The following is a 15,154-nucleotide window of genomic DNA, read 5'->3' on the forward strand; positions in this document are numbered from 1 at the left end:
AGGCGCCGGCGGCGCCCCGGGTCGGCCGGGTCGCCGCCGGGCACGTCAGTTGCCCGCCTGGCGCAGCTTCTCGCTGGCCTCGTTCAGCGCGGACTGCCACTTCGCTTCGGTGGTGTCGCCGCTGATGATGCTGTTGGCGGTGTCGAAGAGCGTGGACTTGATGTCGACGCCCTCGACCGGCGAGGTGCTCGCGAAGCCACCGACGAGCGCGGAGACCGACGGGTCCTCGTAGAGCTTGTAGAACGAGGCGCTCTCACCGGTCAGGCTGTCGGCGATGCCCTGGATCGGCTGGATCGCGTTCGACTTGGCGAAGATCTTCGCGGCCTCGTCGGAGTACAGGTAGGCGACGAAGTCCTTCGCCGCGTCCTTGTGCTGCGCGGCGCTGGGGACCCAGACCGACTCGACCGAGGTCGTCAGGTAGCGCTTGGCTCCGGCGGTGACGGCCGGCAGCGGGGTCAGGCCCCAGGTGAAGCCGTCGGCGCGCGGGGCGTCCGCCATCTCACCGGTGATCCAGGTGCCGTTCGGCATGAACAGCGCCTTGTTGTCCAGGATCGACTGCTGGTTCTTGGTGAAGTCCTGCTCGTTGGCGTAGCCGACGGTGGTCGGCGCGGCGTAGCTGAGCAGCTTGGTCGTGATGTCGAGCGCCTTCTTGGCGTTCGCCGACTTCCAGATGTCCTTCTTGTACGTCATGACGTCGGTGTAGAACTGCTCCCCGCCGACGTCGGCGAGCAGCGCGAAGAAGTACGAGTCGAGGTAGCCGGCGGTCGGGTAGGTGAAGAGGGGTATGCCCGCCTTCTTCGCCTTGTCGCCGAGCGCGAACATCTCGTCCCAGGTGGCCGGGGTCTTCCAGCCGTTCTTCTCGAAGAGGCCCTGGTTGTAGAAGAGGCCCGTCGGCGCGTAGTACATCGGCATCAGGTACGTCTTGTCCGTGCCGTACGGGTTGGTGTTCAGGTTGCCGACGATGCCCGGGGTGAGCTTGTCGCCGACCGTCTTGGTCTCGCCGGGGACCTTCGCCTTGAGGACCGGGGTGAGGTCCTCCACGGCCTTGTCCTTGACCAGGGTCTCGGTGAGGGCGGCCTTGCGGCCCTGGCCGAGCACCACGACGTCCGGGTACTTGCCGGCCTTCATGTTCGGGGTGATCTCGTCCTCGATGCTCTTCGAGATCTGGAGCTGGACGTCGACGTCCGGGTGCGTCGCCTCGTAGGCCTTGATGACCTGCGCGTACATGTCCCGGCCGTAGCCGCCTTCGAGGGCTGCGACCTTGAGGGTCGTCTTGCCCGAGTCCGCGCTGTCCCCGCCTCCCGAACATCCGGTGGCGAGCAGCCCGAGCACCGTCACGGCGGTGCCTGCAAAGGCGAGCGATCTCCTCATTGGGGGTCCTTCCCGGGGACAGTTTGCCCATCCGACTGCGAGTGGCAGAGCGGGCCGGGCGGGACCCCTGTCGGGGGCCACATCGCCCGGCGCCGCGCCACCGCAGGGCCGGACTTGGATCTTCGTTGATCCGGCGTTGTTACGGTGGCACCGATAACATGGTGCGTACGATGGCATCGATCACATGACGGCGCAAGGGGTCAGATGAGGTCGATTCAACGAACTGCTCACATCGAGGCCATTCGGGCCGCCCCGCCCGACCCGTCCGGAGCCTCGGACAAGGTCGCGCCAGGACACCGGCCGGGCATCAGCACCCGGTAGGCACAAGGGAGTTCCGGCACGACGCCCGGACACGCGGACGCGTCCGTACGGTCACGGGGCGCCACCCGGTCGCCCGTGACTTTTTTCGTACGGACCCGCCCGGAACCGGCACCGAAACCCCGCGAACCACTCACGAGCGGGACGAAAGGGCGCACCTGGAAGGGCGCCAGACCTCATGAAGCCGGGGCGAACGAGACCCATCGTGACGAAAAAGTGATGAACTGGGCTTCTGTCGCCGACCGGTGACGAACAGGACGTTCCGTGCTGTCACATGGGGAAACGGGGTGAACCGGACGACGCGAGGCAGCCGGAGGGCGCGCGGGAGCCGGAGGGCGAGAGGGAGCCGGGGCCGGGGACCCCCGGCCTCACCTCCGGCGCGGCCGTGCGGTGGAGCCGCGTACGGACAGGGACGCCGTGACGGCCGACTCCCCGACGCCGGCCTCCCCCTGGAGCAGCAGCGTGACGGCCGCCGCGCCGTACCCGTAGAAGTCCTGCCGGACGGTCGTCAGGGGCGGCGCGCAGTAGGCCGCCAGCGCGATGTCGTCGACGCTCACGATCGAGACGTCGTCGGGCACCGACCGGCCGCGTTCACGCAGGGCCCTGATCACCCCGAACGCCATCTCGTCGCTCGCCACGAAGACCGCGGTGACCTCGGGGATCATCGCGATGATCTGCCCCTGCCGGTAGCCGGAGTCGGGCGACCAGTCCCCCTCCAGGGGGGTCGGCGGCTCGATCCCGGCCGCGCCCAGACACTCCTGCCAGCCCTGGCGGCGCTGTCGCGCCTCGATCCACTCGTCCGGCCCGGCGACGTGCCAGATCTGGCGATGTCCCAGGTCGAGCAGGTGTTGTGTGGCCAGCCGGCCCGCTTCCGCCTGGTCGATACCAAGCACCCGGGCGCCCTGCGTCCGCGACCCGTCGAGGGTGACGGTCGGGATCTCGCGGGTGAGGTCCTCTATCTTCTGCGTCACCGACAGGAGCGGCACGGCGATCACCAGGCCGTCGACGCCCTGGTCGGCCAGTTTGGCCAGGGACCGCTCCATCAGGCCGGCGTCGAGCCCGGCGATGGTGGCGATGCTCACCGCGTACCCCGCCGCTCCGGCGGCGGACTCGACACCGGCGGTGACCGCCGAGCGCGAGTAGTACCCGCCGGACTCCAGCAGGACGAGCCCGATGGTGTGGCTGCGGCCCGAAGAGAGCGCCCTGGCCGCGCTGTTGAAGCGGTAGCCGACCTGCTCCACCGCCGCGAGCACGCGCCGGTTGGTGTCGGGAGTGACGTTCGGCGAACCGCGCAGCGCGCGTGACACGGTCTGCGCCGACACTCCGGCGATCCGGGCCACGTCGGCCATGCTCGGCTGTCTCGGCCTCGCGATGTCCTCGTTCAAGAGATGTCCTCGCTCAAGACGCTCCATCCTCCGGGATCGGCTGCTGGACTCTACCAAGCTTGTTATACATGTCATCGATAACATACGCTCGCGCCGTGACTGAGTCGCCCACGACACACATCCCCTCGGCACGCCCCACGGACGATGCGACGGCAGGCCCCGCCACCGCCGCTCTGTCCTGGCGCGAAGGCCGCATGTACCGCAACGGCGTTCCGCACCGCATTCTGTCGGGAGCGCTGCACTACTTCCGGGTTCACCCCGATCTCTGGCGGGACCGCATCCGCCGGATCGCCGATCTCGGGCTCAACACCATCGACACGTACGTGGCGTGGAACTTCCACCAGCCGCGCGAGGACCGGGCTCCGGGCTTCGACGGCTGGCGGGACCTCGAACGCTTCATCCGCACCGTGGGGGAGGAAGGCCTCGACGTCATCGTCAGGCCCGGCCCCTACATCTGCGCGGAGTGGTCCAACGGCGGTCTGCCCGGCTGGATCACCGGCCGCGACCTCGCCCTGCGCAGCTCGGACCCGGTGTTCACCTCGGCCGTCGGCTCCTGGTTCGACGACCTGATCCCCCGCATCGCGGCGCTCCAGGCGTCCGAGGGCGGTCCGGTGGTCGCGGTGCAGGTGGAGAACGAGTTCGGCAGCTACGGCGACGACCACGCCTACATGCGCTGGAGCCGCGAGGCGCTGACCGAACGGGGCATCACCGAGCTGCTGTTCACGGCGGACGGCCCCACCGAGCTCATGCTGGACGGCGGCTCGCTGCCGGGCACCCTGATGGCCGCCACCCTGGGCTCCAAGCCCGAGGCCGCCCGCAAACTCCTCGCCGGCCGTCGCCCCGAAGAGCCGTTCCTGGTCGCCGAGTTCTGGAACGGCTGGTTCGACCACTGGGGCAAGCGGCACCACGTGCGCGGTGTGGAGAGCGCGGTGCACACCCTGCGCGGCATCGTCGCGGACAACGGCAGCGTCAGCATCTACATGGCGCACGGCGGCACCAACTTCGGTCTGTGGGCGGGTGCCAACGAGACGGACGGCCGTCTGGAGCCCGTGGTGACCAGCTACGACTCCGACGCGCCGATCGCCGAGGACGGCTCGTTCACCCCCAAGTTCTTCGCCATGCGCGAGGTGCTGGGCGCCGAGGGCCCCCTCCGTTCGCCCGAGCGGCTGCCGAAGCTCCCGCCCGCCCGCGCCCCGCTCACGCACCGGGCCGGACTTCTGGCCGGGCTGCGCGCCGTACCTCCGACGACCACCGGCACCGCCCCGCGCCCCGCCACGTTCGAGCAACTCGGCCTGGACGCGGGCATGGTCCTCTACACCGCGCACCCGCGCATCCCGGCGGGCACGCACCAGCTGACCCTCACCGACGTGCGCGACCGCGCCCTGGTCTTCGTCGACGGCACCTTCCTCGGCATCGCCGACGCGGATACGCGGGAACTGCCCGTGGCGGGGACCGGCAAGACGGTGAAGCTCGAGATCCTCGTCGAGAACCTCGGCCGGATCAACTACGGGCCGACCGTCGGCGGGCACAAGGGCCTGCTCGGCCCGGTCCTGGTCGACCGGCGCACGGTGCAGGGCTGGGAGAGCGCGCCGGTCGCGCTCCAGGAGTGGTCCGACGCGGAACTCTCCGAGGCGCTCTCCACCGGGGCGGCGCCTGCCACCGGCACCACGTCCGCCACCGGTCCCGTGGCCGCCACCGGCACCGCGTCCGCCACCGGCACCGGCACCGGCACCGGCACCGGCACCGCCAACGGCACCGATACGCCGGTCGACGCCCCGGGTACGCCGACCACCGGGTTCGCCGTCGCCCAGCTCCACGTCGACACCCCGGCGGACACCTTCCTCGCGCTGCCGGGTTCGCGGCGCGGCTTCGTCTGGGTCAACGGCTTCCTGCTCGGCCGCTACTGGGAGATCGGGCCCCAGGTCACCCTGTACTGCCCGGCCCCGCTGCTGCGGTCCGGCGAGAACACCGTCACCGTCCTCGAACTGGAACAGCTCGGCGCGGAGGTCGAGCTGCGGGACCGCCCCGAACTCGGTCCGCCGGAGGAGTACATCGAGGAGTTCGACTGACCGGTCCGGTGTCCCGGACCACAGCCTGTCCCGTGGGCCCGGCGGATCGTGCGCGATCCGCCGGGCCTTCACGACGAGGGCGACGGCACGGTGCGGCGCGGCTCACGGACCTCCGCCCCGACCCGAACGGCGGGCAGCGGGCAGTCCCGCCGGGGCAGGTGCATCCAGCCCTCCTCCTCGGCCGCGTCGCGCTCCTCGCGGGTGACCGGCGGATGGGTCATCCCGCACGCCGCCGCCCGTGCGACCACCGCCGCGATCAGCGCGTCCAGGTCGTGGTCGCTGCGCGTGCACCGCTCCCGCGCACGTTCGCCGAGGTCGAGGCCCAAGCCGTCGGCGAGACCGGCGAGGATCCGGGCCCGCGCGGCGCGAGCGGCAGGTGTGGACTTCTTGTAACTTCCCTTGCCCGCAAGCCCCCACTGCGTGAGCGCGAACGCCGGATAGACCTCCACGACCGGACCGGAGCCGTCCCGCGGGACGGCGGGCCCCGCACCCGCCAGACGCCCCAGGAGATCCACCGCGCGCAGGGCGACGACGCCCAGCTTGTCGGCGGCGACCGAGAGCGGGCGCCGCCCCGCCCCGGTGCGCTTCCACGCCACGTCGTCGGTCAACCGGTGAGTGAACCGGTTCAGCCCCTCGCGACCGTCCGAGTGCGGTGCGTACCGGGACCGCTCGGGCAGTTCCGTACCGGCACGGTGGGCGACGAGCAGGGAGGTGAACGCCAACGGCCAGCCGACGGGCGCGTCAAGGCCGGTCCGGTCGGCGGTCCGCATCGCCGCCAGCAGGTCGTCGTCGTTCCTGCCGTCGAGGATTTCGACGGCCGGTCGCTCCGCCCAGGTCACGCGGCAGACCCCGGTCGTGCCGCTGTAGCCGGCCAGGTCGATGCCGACCGTCACCATGGGGGCCGCCGTCATGCGCACGTCCGTCACGGGCGAGTCCGTCGCTGATGGGTCCGTCACCGATGGGTCCGTCGCTGATGGGTCCGTCGCCGATGGGTCCGCCACCGCGTTCTCCGTCCGCATGCCCGAAGTCATCCTCTGCCCCCGCCTTCCGCACACCCGACTGCCTGGCCGTCTCCTGCCAGGTGCACCGAGCTTAGGGCGCGTACCGAAGGGAGCAGCGTCCGCCCGGAGGGCGGGCCCTGTGGCCTCCTCCGGTGCGTGCGATCGCGAGGCGAATGAGGGCGGCCGGTCTTCAAACGAAGCGACATCCGTCGTACACGGGATCGAATGTCGGGATCTTCGGAAGATCACGTTCGGCGTAACGGCAGAGGATCACGGTCGGCGTAGCGGCAGACGCTCACGCTCGGTGCACCGGCAGAGGAATTCGACCATCCCGCATGCGAATTCATGACTCGCCCCGTCCGATCCGGCCCGGCCCCGTCCTACGGCCGCACCTGGATCAGCGCGTGCGTGCCGCTCGTACGCCAAGCCGCACCGGACCGCTCGAGGGCGTCGAGCACGTCCCGCTCCAGGCCCACGACGACGTCGGACTTCAGCGTCCGCAGCGCTGCCACCGGCCCCGGGAAGTACGCGGTGAGAGCGGCGAAGGGCACGGTGGCCTCCCACCGCCGGTCCCCCACCAGGCGGCGGTAGTTGAGGTCCCCCTTCAGAAGGGTGAGCGCGACGTCCGCGAACTCCTTTTGCAGGTCATCGGGCATCTCCTCGTACCCGAACGGCGCGCAGAAGAACGGGTGGGTACGGACCTCCAGGTCTCCCGCGGCCATGGCCTTCCAGAGCCGGCCGCCGGTCCGGCCCGCTTCGCCGGGTGCCTCGGCGAGGCGGCGGAGGCAGTCCACCACGTCGGCGGTCATCGCGTCGGAGACGAAGTACGGGGAGGGCTTGACGTACAGCACGACCCGTCGGGCACGCCCGCTTCCGAGGAGATGGTCGACGAGGACGAGATCGGGGATCAGCTCGCGGCCCGCGTTGTCGGCCACCACGGCCACGGTGGCCGGGGCGCCGACGGGCAGGAGTTGCCACAGCAGGCCGCTGTCGTCGGCGACCAGCGCCGAGACCACGGGGTCACCCGCCGCCGGTTCGCCCGCCATCCGCTCCCCCGCCGCCGGTTCGGCCGCCGAGATACGGAAGCCGAGGTCGGCGCGGTTGCCCCAGAGCGAGGCGCCCAGGAGGGCCGTGTCCCGCTGACCGGCCGGTGCGTCGGCGAGCGTGTCCAGGGCCCGCAGCTCCTCCTCCACCGCCTCGCCCCGCAGTTCGGCCCGCTTGAACGGCGCGAAGGGGTCGACGCCCTGCCACGGCCCCGTGCCGAAGTACCCGACGGCGCCGAGGAGTCTGCGGTAGAAGTAGTTCTCCGCCCAGAGGAACGGCGCGGCGTACCACGAGCCCCCGAAGTACCCCTCGCCCCAGGCCGCCCAGCGCTCGTCGTCGTCGTCCGCGTCGGGGAGCGGCCGTACGACGTCGTCGGCGATCTCGGCCAGCAGGGCGTCGAGGGCCTCGTGCTGCCGGGGGCCGTACGGGAAGGCGTCCCGTACCTGCCGGATGAGGGCGGGGTGGCGCTCGGCCAGCACACCCCGGGGGAACGAGTCGGGCTCGTCGCTCAGGACGACGGGAGCAGGGACCACGTGAGCAGGAACCACGGGAGCAGGAACCACGGGAGCGGGTCCGGCAGAATCCCGGCCGTCGGCAGCACGACCGCCAGGAGTGCGACCGCCGGGATCCCGGCCACCGGGAGCGGCGAGCGGGGCACCGGCGCGAGCGGCCTCCTGGCCCGGTGTGCGGGAGTTCTTCTCTGTCATGGTGCCAAGCCCTTCACGCGTCGGTCGCTCACCGGACCATGATCGCAAGGAGCCGCCCGCTTCCGGTCCGGCCCGCCGGGACTCGGGCGGGGCGGGAAGGGCGGCGGCCTGCCGCGGGGCCCGGCACGGTGAACGACGCGCGCGTGCCGGCCGGGCCCGTTTGCGGGTGCGGAGGCGTAACGGGCCGCGAGCGGCCGATCGGCGCGCCCCGGCCGCGATCCCGCCCACCGGCGCCCGCGCCCGGGGCGAGGTCCCGAAGCGTTGGCGGGTGCGGCCGGCCCGGAGACGCCGCGCCACCCGGGTGGCCAGCGGAAGGTCATGGCCGCGCCAGGGCCACCGGCTCCCCCGGGCTCCGTGCGGGCCGCCACCGCCGCCTGCCCGGTGCCACCGGACGGGCCGGCTCCCCTTCAGGGCGTCGGCAGGTGCGGACCGGCCTTCCGTTACGCGGATGCGAACGGTCCCGCACCGAGGCCGCGCACCTCCTCGGGCTTTCGCCCGGCATCTCCACGGGCGTTCGCCCCTGCGGCCCGGAACGCGCCGCTCCGCACGAGGGGCCCCACCGCTCCTTCGCGTGTGTCGAATTCAATTCGACAGGACACAAAGTGCGTCGAATTCGTGGGCGTCGAATTTATTCGACAGCCGACCGCGCGCGTCGAACTTATTCGACAAATGACAACCCCACCTGCGACAAAGCCCGTTCAAGGTGTGGGCGCGTTAACGCGCCCGTAAGACAGTTGTGATTCAAGTCTTGACAGGTGCTCGACGCCACGCCACCTTGGGAGCGCTCCCACACCGATACCCGCACAGTCCGCTCACCCCCTTCACCACCAGCACCTGGTGGTGAAGGGCGTGGCGAGGCACGGTCGCGCCCCGCCACGCTCCACGCTGCCCGGCAGAGGAAGGCGTTTGTCATGAGCTCGATAAAGATGTGCAAGCACGACCGCGCCAGAGGACTCCCGGCCCTCCTGGCCGGAGCCCTCACCCTTGCCCTCGCCCTCGCGAGTGGGCCGGCGACGGCGGCCCAGCAGAGCGCGCGGCAGGGCTCACTTCATGAACTCGCCGCCGCCCAGGGCAAGTACTTCGGCTCCGCCACGGACAACCCCGAACTGACCGACGCCGCCTACACGGCCGTCCTGGGCTCCGAGTTCGGACAGATCACCCCCGGCAACTCCATGAAGTGGGACACCACCGAGCCCGTCCAGGGCCAGTTCAACTTCGCCAAGGGTGATGTGGTCACCGCGTTCGCGGCGCAGCACGGCCAGACCGTGCGCGGCCACACGCTCGTCTGGCACAGCCAGTTGCCGGGCTGGGTCGGCTCCCTGCCGTCGGGGCAGGTCGAGGCGGCGATGACCCGTCACATCACCGAGGAGGCCACGCACTACCGCGGCGCGGTCACCGCGTGGGACGTGGTGAACGAGCCGTTCAACGAGGACGGCACCTTCCGCACGAGCCCCTTCTACACCGCCATGGGCAGCGACTACGTCGCCACCGCGCTGCGCGCCGCCCATGCCGCGGACCCGGACGCCAAGCTGTACCTCAACGACTACAACATCGAAGGGCTCGGCGCGAAGAGCGACGCCATGTACGCCCTGGTCACCGAACTGCTCGACGAGGGCGTGCCGCTCGACGGGGTCGGGATGCAGGCGCATCTGGCCGTCCAGTACGGCTTCCCGTACCAGATGCGGGCGAACATGCAGCGGTTCGCCGACCTCGGTCTCGACGTGGCCGTCACGGAACTCGACGTGCGCATGGAACTGCCCGCCGATGCCACCAAAACCACCACGCAGTCCAGCTACTACCGGCAAGTGGTCGAGGCCTGCCTGGCGGTCGAGCGCTGCGTCGGCGTCACGGTCTGGGACTACACGGACAAGTACTCGTGGGTTCCGAGCACCTTCCCCGGTCAGGGCGCGGCCAACCTGTACGACGAGAACCTGGCGCCGAAACCCGCCTACTCCGCCGTGCGCACCGCGCTGGGCGGTGAGGACGACGGAGGGGACGACGGCGGGGAGGGTGGCGACCCGGGCGCGCTCAAGGCGCAGTACCGCAACAGTGACTCGTCGGTGGGCGACAACCAGATCAAGCCCGGCCTCCAACTGGTGAACACCGGCACCACGGCGGTCGCGCTGCCGGACGTGACCCTCCGGTACTGGTTCACCGCCGGGAACGGGGCCTCCGACTACCGCACGTGGTGCGACTGGTCGCCGATCGGCTGCAGCACCGTGACCCACCGTGTGGTGGCGATGGACACCCCGAAGGCCGGCGCCGACCACTACCTCGAAGTGGGCTTCGGCAGCGGCAGTCTCGCTCCGGGCGCCACGACGGGCGAGATCCAGATGCGGCTGAACAAGTCGGACTGGTCCGTCTTCGACGAGTCGGACGACTACAGCCACGGCAGCGGCACCTCGTACGCGGACGCTCCCAAAATCGCCGTCTACGTGGGCGGTGAACAGGTCTGGGGCGTAGCGCCCTGATCCCCGGCCGTCACCGGCCGCACCAACCCCCCGCACCCCCCTAAACCGCCGCCCCGCACCACCCCCACGCCGCTTCCCCCGTACGACGACCACCCCTTGGTCGCCCCCCTCTTCCCCCTTCCTCGCCCCCTCCTTCCCCCAACGACACCCGCCAGCGGAGGATTTGTGTCGATATCACGTAGAACATTCAGCAGCGCCCTGGGCGGCACCATCGTCGCCATCGGCATGGCGCAGGGCATCGCCGTCGCCAAGCCCGCGTCCCAGACGTCGGAAGGGACCGGCGCCACCGCCACCGCCGCCGCGGCTGCGGCCGACGACCCCTACACCCAGGCCTTCCTGACCCAGTACGGCAAGATCAAGGCGTCCGCCAACGGCTACTTCAGCCCGGACGGCCTGCCGTACCACTCCGTCGAGACCCTGATGGTCGAGGCTCCCGACCACGGCCACCAGACGACGTCGGAGGCCGTCAGCTTCTGGATGTGGCTGGAGGCCGCGTACGGCAGGGTGACCGGAGACTGGGCGCCGTTCAACGCCGCCTGGGCCGTGGCCGAGAAGACGATCATTCCGCAGCACGCGGACCAGTCGACCGCCGACTCCTACAACCCGTCGTCCCCCGCGACCTACGCCCCGGAGCACCCGCTGCCGAGCGCCTATCCCTCGGCCCTGGACGGCACGGTCAAGTCCGGCGCGGACCCGCTCGCCACGGAACTCGCCGCGTCCTACGGGACGATGGACGTCTACGGCATGCACTGGCTGATGGACCTGGACAACGTCTACGGCTACGGCAACAAGCCGGGCACCGGCGGCGAGGCGGGGCCGGGCGCCGGCGCGTCCTTCATCAACACCTACCAGCGCGGTGCGCAGGAGTCGGTGTGGGAGACGGTCCCGCAGCCCACCACGGACCTGTTCAAGTACGGCGGCCCCAACGGCTATCTCGATCTGTTCGTCGGCGATTCAAGTTACGCGAAGCAGTGGAAGTACACCAACGCGCCGGACGCCGACGCCCGCGCGGTGCAGGCCGCCTACTGGGCGTACCGCTGGGCCTCCGCCCAGGGCAAGGCGAACGACGTCGCGGCCTCGGTCGCGAAGGCCGCCAAGATGGGCGACTACCTCCGTTACGCCATGTTCGACAAGTACTTCAAGCGGGTCGGCGACTGCACCGACGCGGCCTCCTGCCCGGCCGGTTCCGGCCGTGACTCCCAGCACTACCTGCTGTCCTGGTACTACGCCTGGGGCGGGGCCGCGGCCGGCAGCGGCGGCGGATGGGCCTGGCGCATCGGTGACAGCGCCTCCCACCAGGGCTACCAGAACCCGCTGGCGGCCTGGGCACTGTCCAACGTGCCGGTGCTGACCCCCAAGTCGGCGACGGCCAGGGGCGACTGGTCCAAGAGCCTGACCCGGCAGCTGGAGTTCCTGACCTGGCTGCAGTCGAGCGAGGGCGCCTTCGCGGGCGGCTGCACCAACAGCTGGGAGGGCAGCTACAGCAAGCCGCCGACCGGCACGCCGACCTTCTACGGCATGGCGTACGACTGGCAGCCGGTCTACCACGACCCGGCGAGCAACAACTGGTTCGGCTTCCAGGCATGGGGCATGGAGCGCCTCGCGGCGTACTACCACGAGACGGGCAACGCGACCGCGAAGGCCCTGCTCTCCAAGTGGGTCGCCTGGGCCTCGTCCGAGACGACGGTGGGCTCCGACGGCAGCTTCCGCTTCCCCTCCACGCTCAACTGGTCGGGCCAGCCCGACACCTGGAACGCGGCGTCCCCCGGCACCAACGCGGGTCTGCACGTCACGGTGGTGGACTACTCCAACGACGTCGGTGTGGGTGCCGCGTACGTCAAGACGCTCACCTACTACGCCGCCAAGTCGGGTGACCAGAACGCGGCGGCGCTCGCCAAGGCGCTGCTGGACGCGATGGCGCTGAACACCACCACCAAGGGCATCTCGGTGCCGGAGACCCGGCGGGACTACAACCGGTTCGACGACGAGGTGTACATCCCCTCCGGCTGGTCGGGCAAGATGCCGAACGGCGACGCCGTCAAGCCGGGGTCGACCTTCATCGGCATCCGCAGCTGGTACAAGAACGACCCGGACTGGCCGAAGGTGCAGGCGTACCTGGACGGCGGCGCCGCGCCCACCTTCACGTACCACCGGTTCTGGGCGCAGGCGGCGCTCGCGCTGGCCTTCGCGATCTACGCGGAGCTGCTGGTGCAGGGCGGTACGCCGAGCGGGGACACCCATGCCCCGACGGTCCCGGCGGGTCTCGCCGTGACCGCGACGACCGCCAACAGCGTCTCGCTCTCCTGGTCGGCCGCGACCGACAACACCGCGGTGACCGGCTACGACGTGTACCGCAACGGGGTGCTGGCGGGGAACGCCACCACCACGTCCTTCACGGACCCGGGTCTCGCCGCGGCCACCGCGTACAGCTACGCGGTCGCGGCCCGGGACGCGGCCGGCAACACCTCGGCGCTGTCGGCCACGGTCTCCGCCACCACGAAGTCGGGCGGCTCGACCGGCACCGGTGCGGTGAAGGTCCAGTACAAGAACAGCGACTCCTCCGCCACCGACAACCAGATCCGGATGGGCCTCCAGGTGGTCAACACCGGCAGCGCTCCGATCGACCTGTCGACGGTGAAGCTGCGGTACTGGTTCTCCTCCGACGGCGGCGCGAGCACCTTCGGCACGTACTGCGACTACGCGGCGCTCGGCTCGTCCAACATCACGCACTCCGTGGTCGCCGTCTCCAGTCCGAAGACAGGCGCCGACCGCTATCTGGAGGTCGGGTTCACCGGCGGCGCGGGCACGCTGGCCGCCGGCGCGTCCACCGGTGAGCTCCAGCTGCGGCTCAACAAGAGCGACTGGTCCAACTTCAGCGAGAGCGACGACTACAGCCGCGGCACCAACACCGCGTACGCGGATTCCTCCAAGGTCGGGGCCTATGTCGCCGGCGCCCTCGCGTGGGGCACCGCCCCCTGACCGACCGGGTGCCCCGGCTCCGGCCGGGGCGCCCCCTCCCACTCCCGATGGCGGGCACCCACCGCCCCGCCGTACCCGCCATCGGGGCAACCCCCCCCCAGCCCGACGACGCACCGCAGGCCCCGTCCCCACCGACGGCGGCCCGACCGGAGTGGTGAGCCCCGCAGGGGCCACCCGCACCCGGTCGACACCCAAGAACCCGTCTGCGGGGAGCACTCGCAGGCGTACGAGAGGAGCACGGAGCCGCAATGAGTACCAGAGGCACCATCAAGAACGGGCTGCGCAAGAGACTGGCCGCAGTCTCCGCGCTGGCCATGGGCGCGGCGCTGGCCGTCGCCGTTCCCGCCACCCCCGCTTCGGCAGCAGCCACGGCGCGGGTCGACAACCCCTACGTGGGCGCGACGGCGTACGTGAACCCCGACTGGTCGGCCAAGGCGGCGGCCGAACCGGGCGGCGCGGCCATCGCCAACACGCCAGCCTTCGTCTGGATGGACCGCATCGCGGCCATCACGGGCTCCTCCGAGGCGAGGGGCCTGCGGGCGCACCTCGACACGGCGCTGGCCCAGGGTGCGAACCTGTTCCAGGTCGTCATCTACGACCTGCCGGGACGCGACTGCGCCGCGCTGGCGTCCAACGGTGAGCTCGGTCCGACCGAGCTCGGCCGGTACGAGAGCGAGTACATCGACCCGATCGCCGACATCCTCGCCGACCCGGCGTACGCGAGCCTGCGGATCGTCACGATCATCGAGCCCGACTCGCTGCCCAACATCGTCACCAACGCGGGCGGCACGGCCGGTTCGACCGACGCCTGCGCGACGATGAAGGCGAACGGCAACTACGAGAAGGGCGTCGGCTACGCGCTGCACACCCTCGGTGCCATCCCCAACGTCTACAACTACATCGACGCCGCCCACCACGGCTGGCTGGGCTGGGACAGCAACATGAGCCCCGCCGCGGCGGAGTTCAAGAAGGCCGCCACGTCCGAGGGCGCCACGGTCAACGACGTCGCCGGCTTCATCGTGAACACGGCCAACTACTCGGCTCTCAAGGAGCCGAACTTCAAGGTCACCGACTCGGTGAACGGCACCACGGTGCGCCAGTCCAAGTGGGTCGACTGGAACTACTACGTCGACGAGCTGTCGTTCGCCCAGGCGCTGCGCACCCTGCTGGTGAGTCAGGGCTTCAACTCCAACATCGGCATGCTGATCGACACGGCCCGCAACGGCTGGGGCGGTTCCGCGCGTCCCACCGCCGCCGGTCCGACGACCAGCGTGGACGCCTACGTGGACGGCGGCCGGGTCGACCGCCGCATCCACGCGGGCAACTGGTGCAACCAGAGCGGTGCCGGTATCGGCGAGCGTCCCACCGCCGCCCCCGAGGCCGGGATCGACGCCTACGTCTGGGCCAAGCCCCCGGGGGAGTCGGACGGCAACAGCGCCCCCGTCGCCAACGACGAGGGCAAGGGCTTCGACCGGATGTGCGACCCCACGTACACCGGTAACGGCCGCAACGGCAACAGCATGACCGGCGCCCTGCCGAACTCCCCGCTCGCGGGCCACTGGTTCTCCGCGCAGTTCCAGGAGCTCGTGCGCAACGCCTACCCGCCGATCACCGGCGGCGGCACCGGCACCGACACCACGGCGCCTTCCGCCCCGACCGGCCTGACGTCGTCGGCGAAGACCAGCAGCAGCGTCTCGCTCTCCTGGACCGCGTCCACCGACAACACCGCCGTGACCGGCTACGACATCTTCCGCGCCGGGGTGAAGGTGGGCTCCTCCACCACCACCTCGTACACCGACACCGGCCTGA

Annotated in this window: 9 protein-coding genes; 4 read left to right on the forward strand and 5 right to left on the reverse strand. The window is 70.8% G+C overall.

What is annotated here, in order from left to right:
- Positions 1 to 45: 45 nt before the first annotated feature.
- On the reverse strand, positions 46 to 1,371 hold the full coding sequence (locus tag ACFWEE_RS26340) for a carbohydrate ABC transporter substrate-binding protein (protein WP_386892711.1): 1,326 nt from the start codon (positions 1,369 to 1,371) through the stop codon (positions 46 to 48).
- Positions 1,372 to 2,057: 686 nt separating this feature from the next.
- On the reverse strand, positions 2,058 to 3,074 hold the full coding sequence (locus ACFWEE_RS26345; protein ID WP_386892713.1) for a LacI family DNA-binding transcriptional regulator: 1,017 nt from the start codon (positions 3,072 to 3,074) through the stop codon (positions 2,058 to 2,060).
- A gap of 95 nt (positions 3,075 to 3,169) precedes the next feature.
- Here ACFWEE_RS26345 and ACFWEE_RS26350 point away from each other — a divergent pair, with 95 nt between their 5' ends.
- Complete coding sequence (locus tag ACFWEE_RS26350) at positions 3,170 to 5,143, forward strand: glycoside hydrolase family 35 protein (protein WP_386892715.1); 1,974 nt, start codon at positions 3,170 to 3,172, stop codon at positions 5,141 to 5,143.
- A 68-nt stretch (positions 5,144 to 5,211) separates the two neighbouring features.
- Here ACFWEE_RS26350 and ACFWEE_RS26355 read toward each other — a convergent pair whose 3' ends face one another.
- The 3 genes from ACFWEE_RS26355 to ACFWEE_RS26365 form a co-directional block, all read right to left on the reverse strand.
- Entirely contained in the window at positions 5,212 to 6,069 is an 858-nt protein-coding gene (locus tag ACFWEE_RS26355; RefSeq protein WP_386892717.1) for a DUF429 domain-containing protein, read from the reverse strand.
- Between the two features lie 455 nt (positions 6,070 to 6,524).
- A complete protein-coding gene (locus ACFWEE_RS26360) occupies positions 6,525 to 7,721 on the reverse strand; it encodes a damage-control phosphatase ARMT1 family protein (protein ID WP_386892719.1) in 1,197 nt (398 codons plus the stop codon).
- Entirely contained in the window at positions 7,697 to 7,846 is a 150-nt protein-coding gene (locus ACFWEE_RS26365; protein ID WP_386892721.1) for a hypothetical protein, read from the reverse strand. The genes ACFWEE_RS26360 and ACFWEE_RS26365 overlap by 25 nt, the downstream gene beginning before the upstream one ends.
- Positions 7,847 to 8,806: 960 nt before the next feature.
- Between ACFWEE_RS26365 and ACFWEE_RS26370 the strand changes: the two genes are divergently transcribed.
- The 3 genes from ACFWEE_RS26370 to ACFWEE_RS26380 form a co-directional block, all read left to right on the forward strand.
- Complete coding sequence (locus tag ACFWEE_RS26370; protein WP_386892723.1) at positions 8,807 to 10,366, forward strand: endo-1,4-beta-xylanase; 1,560 nt, start codon at positions 8,807 to 8,809, stop codon at positions 10,364 to 10,366.
- A gap of 225 nt (positions 10,367 to 10,591) precedes the next feature.
- Positions 10,592 to 13,345 carry a glycoside hydrolase family 48 protein gene (locus ACFWEE_RS26375; protein ID WP_386892788.1) on the forward strand — a complete coding sequence of 918 codons (2,754 nt, stop codon included), beginning with the start codon at positions 10,592 to 10,594 and terminating at the stop codon, positions 13,343 to 13,345.
- A 248-nt stretch (positions 13,346 to 13,593) separates the two neighbouring features.
- Positions 13,594 to 15,154 (forward strand): glycoside hydrolase family 6 protein (locus tag ACFWEE_RS26380; protein ID WP_386892725.1); only part of this gene is annotated, 1,561 nt, incomplete at its 3' end.

Source organism: Streptomyces sp. NPDC060184, assembly GCF_042728795.1.
Classification (GTDB): Bacteria; Actinomycetota; Actinomycetes; order Streptomycetales; family Streptomycetaceae; genus Streptomyces.

Excerpts from the sequence above, each read along its gene's own strand:
- ACFWEE_RS26340 (WP_386892711.1), bottom strand. The coding sequence starts at position 1,371 with ATGAGGAGATCGCTCGCCTTTGCAGGCACCGCCGTGACGGTGCTCGGG.
- ACFWEE_RS26370 (WP_386892723.1), top strand. The coding sequence starts at position 8,807 with ATGAGCTCGATAAAGATGTGCAAGCACGACCGCGCCAGAGGACTCCCG.
- ACFWEE_RS26375 (WP_386892788.1), top strand. The coding sequence starts at position 10,592 with ATGGCGCAGGGCATCGCCGTCGCCAAGCCCGCGTCCCAGACGTCGGAA.